Source organism: Sphingobium sp. B8D3B, assembly GCF_025961875.1.
Lineage (GTDB): Bacteria > Pseudomonadota > Alphaproteobacteria > Sphingomonadales > Sphingomonadaceae > Sphingobium.
This window is the reverse complement of sequence record NZ_JAOQON010000001.1, coordinates 2,830,716-2,848,812: the sequence shown is the minus strand read 5'-3', so window position 1 is coordinate 2,848,812 and position 18,097 is coordinate 2,830,716. Positions and strand designations below refer to the sequence as shown.

17 protein-coding genes are annotated in these 18,097 nt (G+C 63.0%); 4 read left to right on the top strand and 13 right to left on the bottom strand.

Annotated features, from left to right (window positions below):
- Positions 1-22: 22 nt before the first annotated feature.
- Genes M2343_RS13370 through M2343_RS13360 form a run of 3 tightly spaced genes read right to left on the bottom strand, consistent with a single transcriptional unit; the run spans position 23 to position 2,241 of the window.
- Entirely contained in the window at positions 23-928 is a 906-nt protein-coding gene (locus M2343_RS13370; protein WP_181561086.1) for a YdiY family protein, read from the bottom strand.
- 58 nt (positions 929-986) lie between these two features.
- Positions 987-1,478, bottom strand: coding sequence for a crossover junction endodeoxyribonuclease RuvC (ruvC, locus tag M2343_RS13365; RefSeq protein ID WP_181561085.1), 492 nt, complete (start codon positions 1,476-1,478; stop codon positions 987-989).
- Positions 1,479-1,497: 19 nt separating this feature from the next.
- The gene (locus M2343_RS13360; protein WP_181561084.1) at positions 1,498-2,241 is read right to left on the bottom strand and encodes a YebC/PmpR family DNA-binding transcriptional regulator; all 744 of its coding nucleotides are present in this window, start codon (positions 2,239-2,241) and stop codon (positions 1,498-1,500) included.
- Between the two features lie 178 nt (positions 2,242-2,419).
- Here M2343_RS13360 and M2343_RS13355 point away from each other — a divergent pair, with 178 nt between their 5' ends.
- From M2343_RS13355 to kdsA, 4 genes are all read left to right on the top strand, one after another.
- Positions 2,420-3,529 carry a glycerophosphodiester phosphodiesterase gene (locus tag M2343_RS13355; RefSeq protein ID WP_264577043.1) on the top strand — a complete coding sequence of 370 codons (1,110 nt, stop codon included), beginning with the start codon at positions 2,420-2,422 and terminating at the stop codon, positions 3,527-3,529.
- A 43-nt stretch (positions 3,530-3,572) separates the two neighbouring features.
- A complete protein-coding gene (gene polA, locus M2343_RS13350) occupies positions 3,573-6,371 on the top strand; it encodes a DNA polymerase I (protein WP_264577042.1) in 2,799 nt (932 codons plus the stop codon).
- A 27-nt stretch (positions 6,372-6,398) separates the two neighbouring features.
- Entirely contained in the window at positions 6,399-7,193 is a 795-nt protein-coding gene (locus tag M2343_RS13345) for an SDR family NAD(P)-dependent oxidoreductase (protein ID WP_264577041.1), read from the top strand.
- Positions 7,194-7,270: 77 nt separating this feature from the next.
- Positions 7,271-8,107: a 3-deoxy-8-phosphooctulonate synthase gene (kdsA, locus tag M2343_RS13340; protein WP_264577040.1), complete on the top strand. Its 837-nt coding sequence runs from the start codon at positions 7,271-7,273 to the stop codon at positions 8,105-8,107.
- A gap of 16 nt (positions 8,108-8,123) precedes the next feature.
- Here the strand turns inward: kdsA and M2343_RS13335 are convergent, their stop codons facing one another.
- From M2343_RS13335 to hemE, 10 genes are all read right to left on the bottom strand, one after another.
- Positions 8,124-9,056: a ParB/RepB/Spo0J family partition protein gene (locus M2343_RS13335; RefSeq protein WP_264577039.1), complete on the bottom strand. Its 933-nt coding sequence runs from the start codon at positions 9,054-9,056 to the stop codon at positions 8,124-8,126.
- A complete protein-coding gene (locus M2343_RS13330) occupies positions 9,053-9,835 on the bottom strand; it encodes a ParA family protein (RefSeq protein WP_264577038.1) in 783 nt (260 codons plus the stop codon). The genes M2343_RS13335 and M2343_RS13330 overlap by 4 nt, the downstream gene beginning before the upstream one ends.
- Positions 9,832-10,566, bottom strand: coding sequence for a 16S rRNA (guanine(527)-N(7))-methyltransferase RsmG (rsmG, locus tag M2343_RS13325; RefSeq protein ID WP_264577037.1), 735 nt, complete (start codon positions 10,564-10,566; stop codon positions 9,832-9,834). The genes M2343_RS13330 and rsmG overlap by 4 nt, the downstream gene beginning before the upstream one ends.
- Positions 10,563-12,437: a tRNA uridine-5-carboxymethylaminomethyl(34) synthesis enzyme MnmG gene (gene mnmG, locus M2343_RS13320; protein WP_264577036.1), complete on the bottom strand. Its 1,875-nt coding sequence runs from the start codon at positions 12,435-12,437 to the stop codon at positions 10,563-10,565. Before mnmG ends, rsmG begins: the two co-directional genes overlap by 4 nt.
- An 80-nt stretch (positions 12,438-12,517) precedes the next feature.
- Positions 12,518-13,813, bottom strand: a complete 1,296-nt coding sequence (mnmE, locus tag M2343_RS13315) for a tRNA uridine-5-carboxymethylaminomethyl(34) synthesis GTPase MnmE (RefSeq protein ID WP_264577035.1) — start codon at positions 13,811-13,813, stop codon at positions 12,518-12,520.
- A 23-nt stretch (positions 13,814-13,836) separates the two neighbouring features.
- Entirely contained in the window at positions 13,837-14,103 is a 267-nt protein-coding gene (locus M2343_RS13310) for a DUF6489 family protein (RefSeq protein ID WP_264571637.1), read from the bottom strand.
- 179 nt (positions 14,104-14,282) lie between these two features.
- Positions 14,283-14,963 (bottom strand): YjbE family putative metal transport protein, encoded by a 681-nt coding sequence (locus M2343_RS13305; protein WP_181561075.1) that lies wholly within the window; start codon positions 14,961-14,963, stop codon positions 14,283-14,285.
- 28 nt (positions 14,964-14,991) lie between these two features.
- Entirely contained in the window at positions 14,992-16,248 is a 1,257-nt protein-coding gene (gene rho / locus M2343_RS13300; RefSeq protein ID WP_181561074.1) for a transcription termination factor Rho, read from the bottom strand.
- 176 nt (positions 16,249-16,424) lie between these two features.
- Entirely contained in the window at positions 16,425-16,865 is a 441-nt protein-coding gene (locus tag M2343_RS13295) for a CopD family protein (RefSeq protein ID WP_264577568.1), read from the bottom strand.
- Positions 16,866-17,005: 140 nt separating this feature from the next.
- Positions 17,006-18,052, bottom strand: coding sequence for a uroporphyrinogen decarboxylase (hemE, locus tag M2343_RS13290; RefSeq protein ID WP_413716022.1), 1,047 nt, complete (start codon positions 18,050-18,052; stop codon positions 17,006-17,008).
- Positions 18,053-18,097: the final 45 nt, after the last annotated feature.

Genomic DNA, 18,097 nt, shown 5'->3' with positions numbered 1-18,097 from the left:
GCTGGCAGCAGCGAGGCGCGCGTCAGAAATCATAGACCAGCGTCGCGCGCGTAATCGTATCCGTCATCTCCGAGCCTGCGGGCGGCGACGTCTCATGGCGCACCGCATAAGAGAGGCGCGCGGAGAGCGAACCGTTGAGCTTGCCGGTGAGGCCAGTGGTGTTCGCATAGCTGCTATTGCCGGAGCTCCACACCGCCTGGGCATTGTTCTTGAGCTCGAAGGCGCGTGAAATCTGCCAGCGCAGATCGGCGGCGGCGAGCGTGTTCAGTTCAGTCGTATCGGGCTCGTCGATCCCGACGGTGTGCCGCCAAGCCGGTCCGCCCTTGATGTCCAGACTGAAATCGGCCTGCCGCACCAGCCGCACACCGACGCCGCCCGAGGCCGTGGTGCGGTCCGAAAAACCCTGGAACCGGTCTTTCTCGTATGTCGCGAGCCCATAAGCGTAGATCGCGTCGTTCAGGGTGAAGTTGGGCTCATAACTTGCCAGCCACTGGTTGCGCGTCGTGACGCCATCGCTGCGCTGATAGTCGACATTGGCGCGGAACTTGTGCAGCCAATCGATCCCACGCCGTTCAAGCGAGAGACCTGCGCTGATGCCGGAGCTTTCGGTATTGCCGGTGGTGATAAAGCCACCCAGTTCGCCACTGCCTGACCAGGCGTGAAAGAAGCTCGCCTGCCTCAGCCGGGCTTCCCGCTCGGCATCAATGGCGGCCTTGTGCGCCTGAATCTTCTCGTCGATCTCCGCGGCATTGTCGGGATGCGTCTGCTTGGCAAAGCGCGCGACGGTGGCGAGCGCCCCGGCATCCCCGCTTGCGATGGCGGCATCCAGCATGGCCTTGACCGATGGCGGCAGTTCGGCCGCTGCGGGTGCAGCCGCAACGCCGCTCGCGATCATCGCCATTGCGCCAAGCCTGAGGGCCGACTTCATGCCCAACTCCTTCTAAAACGACAGGACGTCCGTCCCGCACGGGGACCGCTTCCTGACCTCACTCGCCTCGCTCGAGCCGCCGACTGGCGCGAAGATGCGCATGGGTGATGGCGACGGCAAGTGCATCTGCTGCATCAGGACCGACCACGCTCGTTCCCGGCAGCAGCCGCATCACCATGGCGTGGATCTGATCCTTGCTCGCATTGCCCACGCCCACAATGGCTTTTTTGACGAGCCGGGCTGCATATTCGCCGACCGGTATGCCGGTGCGTGCAGCGCCGAGCAAAATAACGCCCCGCGCCTGCCCCAGCTTGAGGGTCGATTGCGGGTTGGTGTTGATGAACACCTCTTCGACCGCCGCTTCCGCCGGCCGATGTTCCGCGATGAGGGCCGCTAGCGCCGCATCGAGCGCGACCAGCCGGGCGGGCAAAGCATCGCTCGCTGCCGTGCGGATCTGGCCATTGGCAATATGAGACAGGCGATTGCCCTGCGCACGGATCAGGCCCCAGCCTGTGGTGCCAAGGCCGGGGTCGAGACCCAGAATGATCATGGCCGCAAGATGCGGGCGATCACCCCAGCTTTTCCATCACGTCGTCGGGAACTTCGTAATTGCCCCAGACGGTCTGAACGTCATCGTCATCATCCAGCGCGTCAACGAGCTTGAGCAGCGTGCCGGCATTGCTCTCGTCCAGTTCCACGGTGGTCTGCGGCTTCCACGCGAGGTTGGCGCTTGCTGCGGCGCCGAGCTTGTCTTCCAGCGCCTTCGCGACCTCGTGCAGGGCATCCATGGCCGTCCAGATCTCGTGTTCATCGTCGTTTGACGACACATCGTCCGCGCCCGCTTCCAAAGCAGCTTCGAAGATCGCGTCTGGATCGCCCACGGAGGCCGGATAGGTGATCAGGCCCATGCGATCGAACCCGTGGCTCACCGCGCCGGATGCGCCCAGATTTCCGCCATTTTTGGAGAAGGCCGTGCGAACGTTGGTTGCGGTGCGATTGCGGTTGTCGGTCAGCGCCTCGACGATGATCGCGACGCCACCCGGGCCGTAACCCTCATAGCGCACCTCCTCGTAATTCTCCGCGTCACCCTTGCTCGCCTTGTCGATCGCGCGCTGGATGTTGTCCTTGGGCATGGACTGCGCCTTGGCCGCGTTGATGGCCAGACGCAGACGCGGATTCATGTCCGGGTCCGGCGCGCCCATCTTGGCCGCGACGGTGATCTCGCGCGAGAGCTTGGAGAACATGGCCGAGCGCTTCTTGTCCTGCGCGCCCTTGCGGTGCATGATGTTCTTGAATTTGCTATGGCCTGCCACGGCCGGCTCCTTCGATTATGTGATCCGGATTTTTCTTGGGGGCCTCCTATCGCGGCAAGTCCAATCAGGCAACGGGCGCGAGGGCAGGAGGCAAAATGAGCGCCATCGTCCTGTCACGAAGATGCGCCAGCACGACGCATAGGCTCGTGCCCGTCCTGACTCTCGCGGTGGAGGTGGAATGTTGACCCGAAGGGATGCCATCGGCTTGGGCGTCGCGGCGTTGGCGACACCCGCTATCGGCAGGGAAGCCGGCCGCGCTCAGACGCTGGACGGCAAGGCGCCCCTCGTGTTCGCCCACCGTGGTGCGAGCGCCATGCGGCCCGAGCATACGCTGGAATCTTATGGCCGGGCGATTGCGGACGGCGCGGATTTCATCGAGCCGGACCTGGTGATGACCCGCGACGGCGTGCTCGTTGCGCGACATGAAAACGAGATCGGCGGCACCATTGATGTGGCAAAGCGCCCAGAATTTGCAGACCGCCGGACCACGAAGCAAATTGATGGCGAGGCGGTCACCGGCTGGTTCACCGAGGATTTTTCGCTCGCGGAACTCAAGACCCTGCGTGCCGTCGAGCGATTGGGTGCCATCCGCCCGGAAAGCCAAAGCTACGACGGCCAGTTCCCCATCCCGACGCTGGACGAGATCATCGCCTTCGTCGCGGTTCAGGCGGGCACGCGAGGCAAGGCGATCGGCCTGATTCCGGAAATCAAGCATTCCACCTACTTCGCCAGCATCGGCCTGCCGCTTGAAGACGCCCTGCTCAGTGCGCTGGCCGGCCACGATTATACGCGCCGCTGCCCGATCGTGATTCAGTCCTTCGAAACCACCAATCTGCGCGCCATTCGGCAGAAAATCGGTCGGCCGACGAACATCCAGCTGCTCCAGTTGTTCGAGACCTTCGACCGCCAGCCCGCCGACGCCGCCCTCGACGGACTGAAGACAACCTATGGCGACATGGCATCCCCAGCCGGGCTCGCCGCCATTGCCGATTATGCCGACGCCATCGGCCCCTCCTCGCGCTCGGTCATGCCGCTGGACGCCGAAGGCCGCCTCGCCAAGCCGGCCCGCCTTGTCGCCGATGCTCATGCCGCGGGGCTGCGCGTCTACCTCTATACCTTCCGCCCCGAGAACCGCTTCTTGCCGAGCGATCTGCGCGGTCCCGGCGGCGAAAATGCCCGGCATGAGGCGGGCTCAGTGGCAGAGATCCGGCGCTATCTGTCGCTTGGGGTGGATGGCTTCTTCACCGATGACCCGGCTCTGGGGCGCCTCGCCGTGGATGGAGCCTGATCGGCGCTGGCCTCCCGCCCGTGGCCGCGCTATCCCGCTTTGCATGGCTTCCCGCAATCATCTCTATCTCGTCGATGGCTCGAGTTACATCTTTCGCGCCTATCACCAGCTTCCACCGCTCACCAACCGCCATGGCACGCCCGCCGGCGCGGTATATGGTTATACGGCGATGCTCTGGAAGCTCGCCGACGCGCTGGACAAGGAGGAGGGGCCGACCCATCTCGCGGTGATCCTCGACAAGGGCTCGCACACCTTCCGCAACGATCTTTACGATCAGTACAAGGCCCATCGCCCGCCGCCGCCGGAAGACCTGATCCCCCAGTTTCCGCTGATCCGCGAGGCGACCCGCGCCTTTTCGCTGCCCTGCATCGAGGAAGCGGGATTCGAGGCCGACGATATCATCGCTACCTACACCTGCCAGGCGGTGGCGCAGGGCTGGGACGTGACGATCGTCTCGTCCGACAAGGATCTGGCCCAGCTCATCCAGCCGGGCGTGGACATGCTCGACACCATGAAGAATGAGCGGCGCGGCCCCGATTATGTGCAGGACAAGTTCGGCGTCGCACCCGAGCAGCTGCGCGATGTGCTGGCCCTGATGGGCGACAGCGTCGACAATGTCCCCGGCGTGCCCGGCGTCGGCGCGAAGACCGCTGCGAAGCTCATCGGGGAATATGGCGACCTGGATGCGGTGCTCGCCGCAGCGCCGGACATGAAGCCATCCAAGCTCAAGGAGCGGCTGATCGAGCATGCCGAGCTCGCCCGCCTCTCGCGCGAACTGGTTACGCTCCACTGCGAAGTGCCGCTGCCGCACGCGCTCGATGATCTCAAGCTGGATGGCATCCCCGCCGAGCCGCTGCGCGCCTTTCTTGAGGATCAGGGCTTCAAGGCCTTGCTGGCCCGCATGGCCAGCCATGCGCCGGGCCGGCAGACGGCGGATCCCGTCGCCGAGGCGGTCGTGGACGCCGCGCTGGACCCGACGACCCCGGATTTCATCCCCCTGCCCCCGATCAACTGCGAGAGCTACGAGACGGTGACGACGCTGGAGCGGCTGGATGCGTGGATCGCGCAGTCCTACGCCAGCGGCATCATCGCCATCGATACGGAGACGGATTCCCTCGACAGCATGGCTGCCAATTTGGTGGGCATCTGCCTCGCCACCGCCCCCGGCACGGCCTGTTATATTCCGCTGGGCCACCGCAGCGGCGACGACATGTTCGCCGAAGCGCCGCCACAGATTCCCATGGCGGACGCCCTCGCCCGCCTTCGCCCGTTGTTTGCCGATGCGAGCGTGCTGAAGATCGGCCACAACATCAAATATGATCTCAACGTGCTGGCCCGGCATGGGCTGTCTGTCACGCCCTTCGACGACACGCTGGTGATGAGCTTCGATCTCGATGCCGGGCAGTCCCTTGCTGGCCACGGCATGGATGAGGTTGCGCACGCGGTGCTTGAGCATACGTGCATCAGCTTCAAGGACGTCACCGGCACCGGCAAGAAGGCGATCAGCTTTGCGCAGGTGCCGCTTGATGCCGCCACACGCTATGGCGGCGAGGATGCCGACGTGACCTGGCGGCTGTGGACGCGGTTCAAGCCCCGCCTCGCCCAAGAAGGCGCGACCCGGGTCTATGAGCTGGTGGACCGCCCGCTCATTCCGGTGGTCGCCGGCATGGAGCGCAGCGGCATCAAGGTGGATCGCGATCATCTCTCCCGGCTCTCCGGCCGGTTCGCGCAGGAAATGGCACGGCTGGAAGAAGAGATTCACGCTGAGGCCGGCCAGCCCTTTGCCATTGGATCGACCCAGCAGCTTGGTGCGATCCTCTTCGAGAAAATGGGCCTCAAAGGCGGAAAGAAAGGCAAGTCCGGCGCTTATTCCACGGATGTGACCGTGCTCGAGCGCATGAAGGCGGATGGCGTCAAGATCGCCGGGCTGGTGCTGGACTGGCGCCAGCTTTCGAAGCTCAAATCGACGTATACCGACGCCCTGCAGGCCCAGATCAACCACGATACCGGTCGCGTCCACACCAGCTACTCGCTGACTGGCGCGCAGACCGGCCGCCTCTCCTCGACCGACCCGAACCTGCAGAACATCCCGATCCGCACCGAAACCGGTCGCCAGATTCGCGATGCCTTCATTGCCGAACAGGGCAATGTGATCCTGGCTGCGGACTACAGCCAGATCGAGCTTCGCCTTGCGGCGCACATGGCCGACGTGCCACAGTTGCGGGACGCCTTCCTGCGCGGCGAGGATATTCATGCCGCGACTGCCCAGGAGCTGTTCGGCGAGATGAACCGCGAGACGCGCGCCCGGGCCAAGACGATCAACTTCGCCATTCTCTATGGCATCTCACGCTGGGGGTTGGCGGCCCGTCTGGAGATCGACGCGGACGAAGCGCAGGCGATGATCAGCCGCTATTTCGACCGCTTCCCAGGTATCTCGGCCTATATCAACGAGACGCTGGAGAAGGTGCGTTCCACGGGGCACACGACCACGCTGTTCGGCCGCAAGACCTGGTTCAACCAGATCAAGTCGCCGGTGCAGCACGTCCGCCAGGGCGCGGAGCGCGCCGCGATCAACGCCCCTATTCAGGGGACCAGCGCAGACATCATCAAGCGCGCAATGGTGCGCATGGGTCCGGCTCTTCGGGATGCCGGACTGGACCGGGTGAAGATGCTGCTGCAGGTCCATGACGAGCTGGTGTTCGAACTGCCGGAAGACGATGTGGCGGCCGCCACGCCGATCATCCGGTCTGTCATGGCCAGCGCCGCAGAGCCACTCGTTAAGCTCACCGTGCCGCTTGGCGTGGAAATCGGGACCGGATCGAGCTGGGGCGCTGCCCATTAGGGGCAGCTATATGCGGAACTCGACCTGATGCCCCACATGCTGATCTTTGGACTGGGTTACACCGCTACACGGCTCGCCGAGGCGCTCCGATCGCGCGGTTGGACGGTCGAGGCGACCGGGCGTGCCGGCACGATCGCATTCGATGACGACGCGGCGGTCACGAACGCCATGCGCCGGGCGACCCACATCCTGTCCTCTGTTCCTCCGACAGACGAAGGCGATCCAGTGCTGCAGCGCTACGGTGCCTTGCTGGAAGAAGCGCCTGCCAATTGGATCGGCTATCTATCGTCAACCGGGGTCTACGGGGATACGGGCGGCGCATGGGTGGATGAAAGTGCGCCCGTTGGCCAAGGCCGGCGCAATGCGCGAGCCGCTGCTGATCTGGCATGGCAGAAGCTTGGCGCGCGCGTTCGGGTGTTTCGGTTGCCCGGCATTTACGGCCCGGGGCGCAGCGCTCTGGACCGAATCCGCGACGGCCGGGCCCACAGAATCGATCTGCCGGACCAGATATTTAGTCGGATCCACGTGGAGGATATCGTCTTAGGCGTGCTGGCGGGTATGGCCGGGCCTTGCGGCGCCTACAATCTCGCCGACGACATGCCCTGTTCTCAGAATGACGTCATTGCGTTCGGTTGCGCACTTCTCGACCGGCCGGCGCCGCCCCTTCAATCCATAGAAGCCGCAGGCCTGTCTCCGGCCGCACAGGCTTTCTACAGCGAGAACCGGCGTATCGCGAATGGCAAGGCGAAACGCCTGCTGGGATGGCAGCCCCGGTTTCCAGATTATCGCAGTGGCCTCGCCGCCTGCCTGGCGGAAGAGTAAGCGAGCGCGCCAACAATGCTGACCGGCGCCCGCTGCTCAGGCTTTGCGGGACCGCGTTGGGCGGCTATGCGGGGTGCATGACAGAGATTGCCCCTCACAGCGTCACCATCGGCCCGCTGCGCATCGCCAATGACCGCCCACTTGCCCTGATTGCAGGCCCCTGCGCGATGGAATCGCGCGCGCATGCGCTGGAGACGGCGCAGGCCCTTGTCGAGATGACCAGCGCAATCGGGATGCCGCTCATCTACAAGAGCAGCTTCGATAAGGCGAACCGCACCTCTGTCGATGCGCCCCGCGGCATTGGCCTCGCGCAGGCGCTGGATGTCTTTGCGGATGTGAAAGCGCAATTCGGCTGCCCAGTGATCACCGATGTGCATGACGCAGCCCAATGCGCGCCGGTGGCCGAGGTCGTGGACGTTCTCCAGATTCCGGCCTTCCTTTGCCGCCAGACCGATCTCTTGCTGGCTGCTGCCGCAACCGGCCGCGTCGTCAACGTCAAGAAGGGGCAGTTTCTGGCCCCTTGGGACATGGCGAATGTCGTGCGCAAGCTGCGCAGTGCCGGAAACGATCAGGTCATGCTGACCGAACGCGGCGCGAGCTTTGGCTATAACACATTGGTCAGCGACATGCGGGCGCTCCCGCTTCTGGCAGAAACCGGCTGCCCGGTCGTGTTCGATGCCACCCACAGTGTCCAGCAGCCGGGCGGACGGGGAGAAAGCTCAGGCGGCGAACGACGCTTCGTGCCCGTGCTGGCGCGCGCTGCGGTTGCAATCGGCGTCGCGGCCATATTCATCGAAACGCATGAAGACCCTGACCGCGCGCCGAGCGACGGCCCGAACATGGTGCCGTTGCGCGACCTGCCAGCGCTTCTGCGCGACCTTCAGGCGTTCGACGCGCTGGCCAAGCGGCGCTGACGCCCGAAGGAAGCGATTAGAAGCCGCCGCCGGTCAGCTTCTGGCAGATCATGTCCAGCTGTTCGAGGCTGGAATATTGCAGGGTCAGCGTGCCTTTCCCGCCCTCATGATTAATGCCGACGCGCAGGCCGAGCAGATCAGACAGATGCTGTTCCATGGCGATCAGATCGGGATCGCGGCCCAATGCGGGTCGCGCCTCAGCACGTGCCGTGGATTTTCCTTCACGTGCCAAGCGAACCAAGCGCTCGGTTTCGCGGACGGAAAGGCCCTTTGACGCAACATCTTTCGCCAGGTCCGCGCAATCGGCGGAGCCGATAAGGGCGCGCCCGTGCCCCATGGACAGGGCCCCGGTCATCACCAACTCCTGAACAGGCTCCGGCAGATCCAGCAACCTGATCAGGTTCGCAATATGGCTGCGCGACTTGCCGACGATCCGGGCCAGCGCGTCCTGGGTGTGGTGAAACTGATTGATCAGGCGCTGATAGGCTTGCGCCTCCTCGATCGGGTTCAGCTCCTCCCGCTGGATGTTCTCAACCAGCGCAATCTCGAGCGTTTCTGCCTCGGTGAAATCGCGGACGATCGCGGGGATTTGGTGAAGCTGTGCCTTCTGCGCCGCCCGCCAGCGCCGCTCACCCGCGACTATCTGGTAGCGATCATTCCCAAGCGGTCGCACAACGATGGGCTGGATGATTCCTCGCTCGCGGATGCTGTCTGCGAGTTCAGAGAGGGCACCTTCGTCGAAATGTCGCCGCGGCTGATCGGGATGCGGCGACACGCGGACGATTTCAAGGAAGCGGACGGCCTTGGGCCGGTCCGCATCGCCTGCCCCGCTATCCGCCCCAGCCCGGCCCTCCTCGGAAACCGATACGTCGCGTTCGACTTCACCGAGCAGGGCAGAAAGACCACGCCCCAAACGACGCGGCTTGCCGGATACATCTGCGTCGCTCATGCCGCTACGGTCTCCTTGGGAAGCTTCTCGATCAGTTCGCGCGCGAGCGCCATATAGGCTTCCGATCCAGCGCAGCGCATGTCGTAGATAAGGGCGGGCAGCCCGTGGCTGGGGGCTTCCGAGAGGCGCACGTTGCGCGGGATGACCGTCTTGAACACGAGGTCGCCGAGACAGGCCCGCACATCGTCCGCGACCTGATCGGTCAGCCGATTTCGGCGATCATACATCGTCAGCGCCACGCCGAGGATTGACAGGTCCGGATTGAACCGCGCCCGAATGCGCTCGAAGGTCTGCAGCAGCTGCGACAGGCCCTCAAGGGCAAAGAACTCGCATTGCAGCGGCACAAGGATCGACTGCACCGCGACCATGGCATTGACCGTCAACAGCCCTAGCGACGGCGGGCAGTCAATCAGGCAGACCTCCCAACGACCGGCCTCCGTATTGTTTAAAGCGTTGGCAAGACGATGGGTCCTTTGCTCGACATCGATCAGTTCGATCTCAGCCCCAGAGAGATCCTGTGTGGCAGGAATGAGGTCCAGGCCCGGTACCACCGTGCGAATGACCGCATCATCGAGATCACAATCGCCCATCAGCAAATCGTAGCTCGAGCGCGCGCGATCTTTCGTCGTGACGCCCATCCCCGTGGAGGCATTGCCCTGCGGATCAAGATCAATCAGCAAGGTGCGGTGACCAGTGGCAGCCAAGCCAGTAGCGAGATTGATCGCCGTGGTGGTTTTGCCAACGCCGCCTTTCTGGTTCGCGATTGCAATACTGATCATGACTGTCCTTTTGGCCCCGCCGACGTCACTCTCGCCCTGCGCCTCTTGCCATTCCGTCTCGAACTGCCCGGCTTTTTATCGGTCGCTCGGACCGGGACACGTTTTTTCAGCTGGCGGACTGTTAGGATGGCGCTTTCGGCGTCCGTGACGCTTTGTTCCACGTGAAACACAGCTTGCCAGTGCGGCCGGATAATTTCCAGTTCCTTCTCACTGCTCCGGCCCTTGGGGAGCAGCCAGATGGTGTTTTCGTCCGCCAAATGATGCGCTGTGGTGAGCAGTCGATCCAACGGCGCATAAGCACGGGCGCTGATAATGGCAGCGGGCCGATCAAATCGGGCCGATTCCACCTTGGATTGCACGACTTCCACATGATCGAGGCCGAGAGACTCGGCACAGCGTTTGAGGAAATCGACTCGTAAGGGACGGACCTCTACGAGACGAATCGGCGCCTCGCGCAAGCAGCCGATGACCATGCCCGGAAACCCAGCGCCGGTTCCGAGGTCCAGCCACAATCCATCGGCGGGCGTTTGAGCGGATACCGCATGAGTTAGCAACTGGGCGGAGTCTACAATATGCCGCGCCCAAATGGATGCCTTGGTCCCAACAGAAATGAGGTTCTGCCGGTCTGCCTCTTCCAGTACGAGGTCCACAAAAGTCCGCAGCCTATCCCCGGTTGGACCATTCCACCAGCCTTGATCGGAGAGCCACGCTTGCGCCTCTTCCTCCGTCATGCGGCGCGGCCCGTCCGCGCTGCGACGAGCAGCGCGGCCAAAGCTGCCGGCGTAATTCCCCTGATCCGGGCGGCACCACCAAGCGTCTCGGGGCGCGCAAGGGTCAACCGTTCGACCATCTCTGTGCTCAAACCGCCGACCGCAGAAAAATCGAGGTCGGCGGGCAGCGCGATGGCATCATTGGCCCGGAGCGCCCTCACTTCCGCGTCCTGCCTTTCGACGTAAGGCGCATAGATCGCATCCTGCAGAAGCTCCTCAACAAGGCCGTCTTCTCCCGTTTTCAGGGCCGGCGCATATTTGGCAAGATGCCCGCGCGTCACTGCCGGGAAACGAGCCCACTCAGCGAGGGATCTGCGGACGCCGTCGTCGCGAACATCTGCCCCCGCCGCGCGTAAATCAGTGCCGGACACTTGCTTCTCCAACACGCCAGCGAGCGCCACGCGTGCTTGTTCTCGCTGGTGCCACCAAGTCATTCGGGTAGCGCTTGCCAAGCCAAGCCGAACGGCCGTCGGCGTGAGGCGCGTTGCAGCGTTGTCCGCACGCAGTCGCAGCCGGAACTCGGCGCGCGCGGTCAGCATTCGGTAGGGTTCGGTGATCCCCTGCAGGCAGAGATCATCGATAAGAACGCCAATATAGCTTTCTGCCCGGTCAAGCAGCAAAGGATCAAGACCCAAGGCATGAGCGGCAGCGTTCGCGCCAGCCACAAGCCCCTGTGCCGCAGCCTCCTCATAGCCGGTGGTGCCATTGATCTGACCGGCCAGAAAGAGCGCAGGCATGGCACGGAGCGAAAGGGTCCGGTCCAAGGCGCGCGGGTCGATATGGTCATACTCGACCGCGTAGCCTGGCACGGCGACCTCGACTTGTTCCAGCCCGTCCATGGACCGGAGAAATGCAATCTGCACGTCCGTCGGCAGGGACGAACTCAGGCCATTGGGATAGACAAGATGGTCATCCAGACCCTCCGGCTCGAGGAAGACCTGATGGCCCTCCCGATCTCCGAAGCGGACAATCTTGTCCTCGATCGAGGGACAATAGCGTGGTCCTCTCCCCTCAATATCGCCCGAGAACAGGGGTGAGAGGCCGAGGTTATCGCGGATGATGCGATGCGTTTCGCCGTTGGTCCGAGTGATGGCGCAGCGAAGTTGCGGTAGCTGCTCGCTGTCATCAAAGCCTAGATAAGACATCGACCAGGCGTCGAGATCTGACGGCTGTTCTTCCAGCCGGGCCCAATCGATCGTGCGTCCATCCAGACGGGCCGGTGTGCCCGTCTTGAGGCGGCCCATTGGTAGGTCGAGGTCTCGCAACTGCTGAGCCAAGGCACTCGCGGCATGCTCACCGATCCGCCCACCGACAACTCGCTCCGCGCCCCTGAACATCAGGCCGCCTAGAAATGTTCCGGTCGTGAGGACTACAGCTTGCCCGCCCAGCTTCTGCCCATCCGCGAGCAAGACGCCGTTCAAGGCCCCGGCAGGGCCGACATCCAATGCCGCCACTTCACCGCCAATGACCGAGAGGCCCGGTTGCGCCGCGATCATACTCTGAATGGCTGCGCGGTACTTCCGGCGGTCGGCCTGAACACGCGGGCCGCGAACAGCGGCGCCCTTGCTGGCATTGAGCATTCGGCGATGGATCGCTGCGCTGTCTGCGGCGCGCGCCATTAACCCATCCAATGCATCCACTTCACGTACGAGGTGGCCCTTGCCCAACCCGCCGATTGAAGGATTGCACGACATTTCCCCGATGCGGCGCGGATCGGCCGTTACCAAAGCGACGCGCGCGCCTCGGCGCGCGGCAGCGGCCGCAGCTTCCGTGCCGGCATGGCCACCGCCGACAACGATGACATCGAACATGGCTTGCGCATGCTTGCTCATGTCCCAGCCCCTAGCGGCCACATCAAAGAGCGTCAAAGCATTGCGGAGCCGGCCGATGTTCCACGTGGAACAAACACCGCCTATTTGCCGATGCAGAAGCCGCGAAACACCTCGTCCAGTACAAGCTCAGTCGTGGTGCGTCCGGTCAATTCATCCAGAGCGGCCAGCACCTGACGAAAATTTTCTGCAACCAGGATTTCGTCTGGCTCACCAGTGCAGGCATCCAAAGCATCACCCGCTCGTTTTATGACAGCTCGTTGCCGCTGTGACAGCGCATAGTCGCCGGGCGCCGGCAGCATGCTGCCGGCCAGCGCACACAGTTCCTCCATGAGAGAATCAATCCCCTCACCTGTCACGCTCGACACGTGCAGGCTCGATGCCTCGCGATCTGCGAGAGCAAGATCGGCTTTCGGTGCGACCTGCACCAATTCCCCTCGACCTGAGGGCGCGTCTTCAGACCGCCCTAGCCACAGCACGATGTCAGCCTCGGCCAAAAGAACTTCCGCGCGTCCGATGCCGATCTGCTCGATCTCGTCACCGGCTTCGCGCAGTCCCGCCGAGTCAGATAATACGAATGCGATGCCATTGAGGGCGACTGACGCCTCGATCACATCGCGGGTCGTTCCCGCATGAGGGGAGACAATGGCAGCATCGCGTCCAACCAGCTGGTTGAACAGGGACGACTTGCCAGCATTGGGCGGACCGCCGATGGCGACGCGAATACCATCGCGTAATCGGTCCGCGGAGGGACGCTGCAGCTCCTTACGCATGTCTGCGCTGATCTCAATCGCTGCGGCTGTGATGCGCGCGAGGTCCGCGCCCGATACGTCCCCTTCATCGGAAAAATCGAGCTGAGCCTCGATCTGTGCGGCGAGCAGTCGAAGGTCTGTCGTCCAGGAGTCGATCTTGCGGGAGAACGCTCCACCCATCATCGCCATGGCAGCACGCCGTTGCAGCGCCGTCTCTGCCGCGATCAAATCGCCTAAGCCTTCGATCCCGGCGAGATCCATCTTGCCGTTCAGAAAGGCGCGCCGGGTAAACTCGCCCGCCTCTGCCCGCCGAAAGCCCGGCATTGCAGCCAGAGCGGCTTCCAACGCCCGCACCACCGCATGGGAGCCATGGCATTGGAATTCGGCCATGTCTTCGCCGGTCTCTGTATTGGGGCCGGGAAAGCAAATCAGCAAACCCTCATCGAGCAAGTCGCCATTCGCCGGATCGAAAAACCGCCGCAACGCCGCTTGCCGAGCCGCTGGGGCATCCCGACCTGTTATGACGCGAGCAGCCTCAAGCGCGAGAGGTCCAGATACCCGGAGGATCGCAATCGCGGCGGGCAGTTGCCCGCTGGAGAGCGCAAAAATCGTATCCCGATCCGTCATCGATCGTCAAACCACGTGAAAAATCAGCCGTCGTTCTTGGATTTTGCAGGAGAGCCAGCGCCCGCCGCGCCCATGCCAATATCCATGAGGCTGGAAAACAATTTCATGCCTGCATCACCCAGCGGCGACATGCTGCGGAACATCCGCTCCATCTGCTCAAGGTTGGTCTGGCCGCTCATCGTATCGAGCACCGCCTGAATATAAAGATCATGGATCGGCTTCAGATCAGGCAGACCGAGAAACGACCGTGCCTCTTCCGGGGTGCACTCAACATCGACCTTGAACTTCATGATGGCAGGGCTCCGCGCGAGATAGGGTGGGCATGACATGCCGCATCGGGGCTCATTTCGCTAGCAAATTGCCCTCGGCCGGCGATTATCACCCCGCACTGGTCAGCCAGAAACAAGGAAACCGGCAGCGCTCCTTTGCTGAGCGCTGCCGGTTCCTGTTTAGCAATTTGCCTCTCGGCTTAGGCGAAGAGCTGGAGCAGCCCGATATCCTTGTCGGTGATGCCGGTGTAGATCATCGTCGCGGCCACATAGAGAATGACCAGCAAGCCGATCCAGGCAATCCAACGATAGCGCTCGATATATTTCGCGATGATATTCGCAGCGATGCCCATCAGAGCGACCGCGAAGACCAGGCCGATCATCAAAATGCCGGGGTGCTCGCGGGCTGCACCGGCCACCGCCAGCACATTGTCGAGGCTCATGGAGACGTCTGCCACCGCCACAGCCCAAGCCGCGCCGATGAAGCTCTTCGCGGGACGAAGCCCGGAATGCTCGTCACCCTCGACCTCAGGCGAGCCGGCATTGTGCCCCGCCCCCTGCACGATCTCGCGGTACATCTTCCAGGATACCCACAGGAGCAGGATGCCGCCGGCAAAAATCAGCCCGATGATCTGCATGAGCTGCGTGACCACGAGCGCAAAGGCGATGCGCAGCACCAGCGCGGCAATGATACCGATGAAGATGACCATCCGGCGCTGATGCGCCGGCAATCCCGCCGCGAGCGCGCCGATGACGATGGCGTTGTCCCCGGCCAGGACGACGTCGATCAACAGAACTTTGACGAACGCGGACCAGGCGCTGATATCGCCCGAGAACAGCGTGGAGACGTCCGAGACGATATGGGACCAGATTTCAGCCATGGCAGCGCGTAACCCCTGTTGAAATGCGTTACTGGTTCATCGTGGCGAAGAAGTCTTCGTTGGTCTTGGAATCCTTCATCTTGTCGAGCAGGAATTCCATCGCGTCGATCGTGCCCATCTGCATGAGAATACGACGCAGCACCCACATCTTTGAGAGCTTGTCCTTCTCGACCAGCAGCTCTTCCTTACGGGTGCCGGATTTGCCGACATCCAGCGCCGGGAAGATGCGCTTGTCCGAGACCTTGCGATCCAGGACGATTTCCGAGTTACCGGTGCCCTTGAACTCCTCGAAGATCACTTCGTCCATGCGGCTACCCGTATCGATGAGTGCCGTGGCGATGATCGACAACGAGCCACCCTCCTCGATGTTCCGCGCTGCGCCGAAAAAGCGCTTCGGGCGCTGCAGGGCGTTGGCATCGACACCGCCGGTCAGCACCTTGCCGGAGCTGGGAACGACGGTGTTGTAGGCGCGGCCCAAGCGCGTGATGGAATCGAGCAGGATGACGACATCCTTCTTGTGCTCGACAAGGCGCTTGGCCTTTTCGATCACCATTTCGGCGACCTGGACGTGGCGCGTCGCGGGCTCGTCGAAAGTGGAGGAAACCACCTCGCCCTTCACGCTGCGCTGCATGTCCGTGACTTCCTCCGGCCGCTCGTCGATGAGCAGCACCAGCAGGAAGACCTCGGGATGATTGTCGGTGATTGCCTTGGCGATGTTCTGCAGCAGCACGGTCTTGCCGGTCCGCGGCGGCGCCACAATGAGCGCGCGCTGGCCCTTGCCCTGCGGCGCAATAATGTCGATGACACGGGCCGACTTGTCCTTGATCGTGGGATCAAGCGTGTCGAGCCGCAGCTTTTCGTCGGGATAAAGCGGTGTCAGATTGTCAAAATTGACGCGGTGACGGACCACATCGGGATCGTCGAAGTTGACCGAGACGAGCTTGGTCAGCGCGAAATAGCGCTCGCCATCCTTGGGTGCGCGGATCTCGCCTTCCACCGTATCACCGGTGCGCAGGCCGAATTTGCGGACCTGATTGGGCGAGACGTAGATGTCGTCCGGGCCGGCCAGATAGTTCGCCTCAGGGCTGCGCAGGAAGCCGAAGCCATCGGCCAGCACCTCGATGGTACCCAGACCCATGATCTGCTCGCCATTTTCCGCCTGCTCCTTCAGGATGGCGAACATGAGGTCCTGCTTGCGCAGCGTCGACGCGCCCTCGACGCCGAGTTCCTCGGCCATGGCGACCAGCTCGGCCGGGGCTTTGCGCTTCAAATCTTTAAGATGCATGGATTGGGTCCGACGGCGGGAGTGAAAATAAAGGGAATATGACTGTGCCGGAATGCCTGGAGAGGGCAATCAGGCGCATAGGTCAGCGCCTGTAAAGGGAACGCCCCGAATTACGCACTGGCCGATTCCAAGTCAAGCGCAGAGCGATGGCGCTCTCACCGCTCGCAAAGGTCCGTTCAGAACGGGCGGACGATCACCAGAATGACGATCAGGGTCACGAGCAGCGCCGGCACCTCGTTGATCATACGCAAGCGCTTTTCCGGCCAAGGGCGCAGGCCGCGCGCGAGCTTCTTGGAATAGCGGACGATCCAGCCGTGAAAGCCCGAGAGGATGATCACGAGCAGCAGCTTGGCGTGGAACCAGCCCTCGCTCCAGGCCCCGGTCTGAAAGGCCAGCAGCAGGCCCAGCACCCAGACCAGTATGATCGAGGGGTTCATGATGATGCGCTTCATCCGCGTCTCGCGCTCGATCCACGCCTGATCCTCGGCCGAGCCGGGCTCGGTCTGATGATGGTAGATGAAGTAGCGCGGGATCATAAATAGGCTGGCCATCAGGAAGATGACGAAGATCACATGTGCGGCAAGAACCCACGGATAAGCAGCGCCAAGAAAGCCGATGCCGGGCAGGATGGACATGGAGACTAAACCTCTTTGTCGTGCTTCAACAACCGCGCGCGATCGCCAAGCCTTCTAGGCCAGCCGACCAGGAATTGAAACGGGGTGCGAGGCGCTGGCTTGCGTTTTCCAAGAGCCGCCGATCACCCGCGAACGCGCGCCACCAGTTGCTCGACATGGGCAATCGGCGTGTCTGGCAAGATGCCATGACCCAGGTTGAAGATGTGCGGCCGGCCGGACAGAGCCTCGAGAATGGCGTCCACCGCCCGATCCAGCGTCTCCCCGCCCGCGATCAGCGCCAGCGGATCGAGATTGCCTTGCAGCGGCAGATGGGCGGGCAATTCACGCGCCGCCCAGGCCGGATCGAGCGTCTCATCGAGACCCAGCGCATCGACGCCGGTTTCCTGGGCATAGGCAACGAGTTTGGCCCCTGCCCCCTTTGGAAAGCCGATGATCGGCGTATCGGGATGGCGCAGCTTCAAGGCTTTGACGATGCGCGCGTTGGGCGCGATCACCCATTGGCGGAACTGTGCCGGGCTAAGCGAACCGGCCCAGCTATCGAAAAGCTGCACGGCATCCACGCCGGCCGCGATCTGGGCCGAGAGATAATCGACCGTCGTTTCGATAATGGCATCGATGATGGCGCCGAACTTCGCCGGCTGCTGATAGGCCATGCGACGGGCGGCCGCGTGATCCTTGCTGCCCTGCCCGGCCACCATATAGGTCGCCACCGTCCAGGGACTGCCGGCAAAGCCCAGAAACGTCGTTTGCGGGGCCAGCGCGGCCTTCACGCGCCGGACCGTGTCGATCACCGGCGCCAGCCGCTGTGGCGCTGGCGCGAGACTTGTCAGCTCGCCCTCGACCAGCGGCGGGGCAAGGCGCGGTCCTTCGCCGGCCTCAAACCAGAGATCCTGACCCAGCGCATGGGGGACCACCAGAATATCGGAAAACAGGATCGCGCCATCGAACCCGAAGCGGCGAATGGGCTGCAAGGTGACCTCTGCCGCGGACTCACTGTCATAGCAAAGATCGAGGAAACCGCCCTTCTCGGCACGCAAAGCCCGATATTCCGGCAGATATCGCCCGGCCTGACGCATCAGCCACAGGGGCGGACGCGCCGGGACAGCGCCGCGCAGGACGCTCAGCAGCGGTGCCGTCACACCGGGATCGATCACGGACGAGTCATGCACAGACCAATATCCTATTTATATAAAAGAGAAGGTTGTTGGATTCTG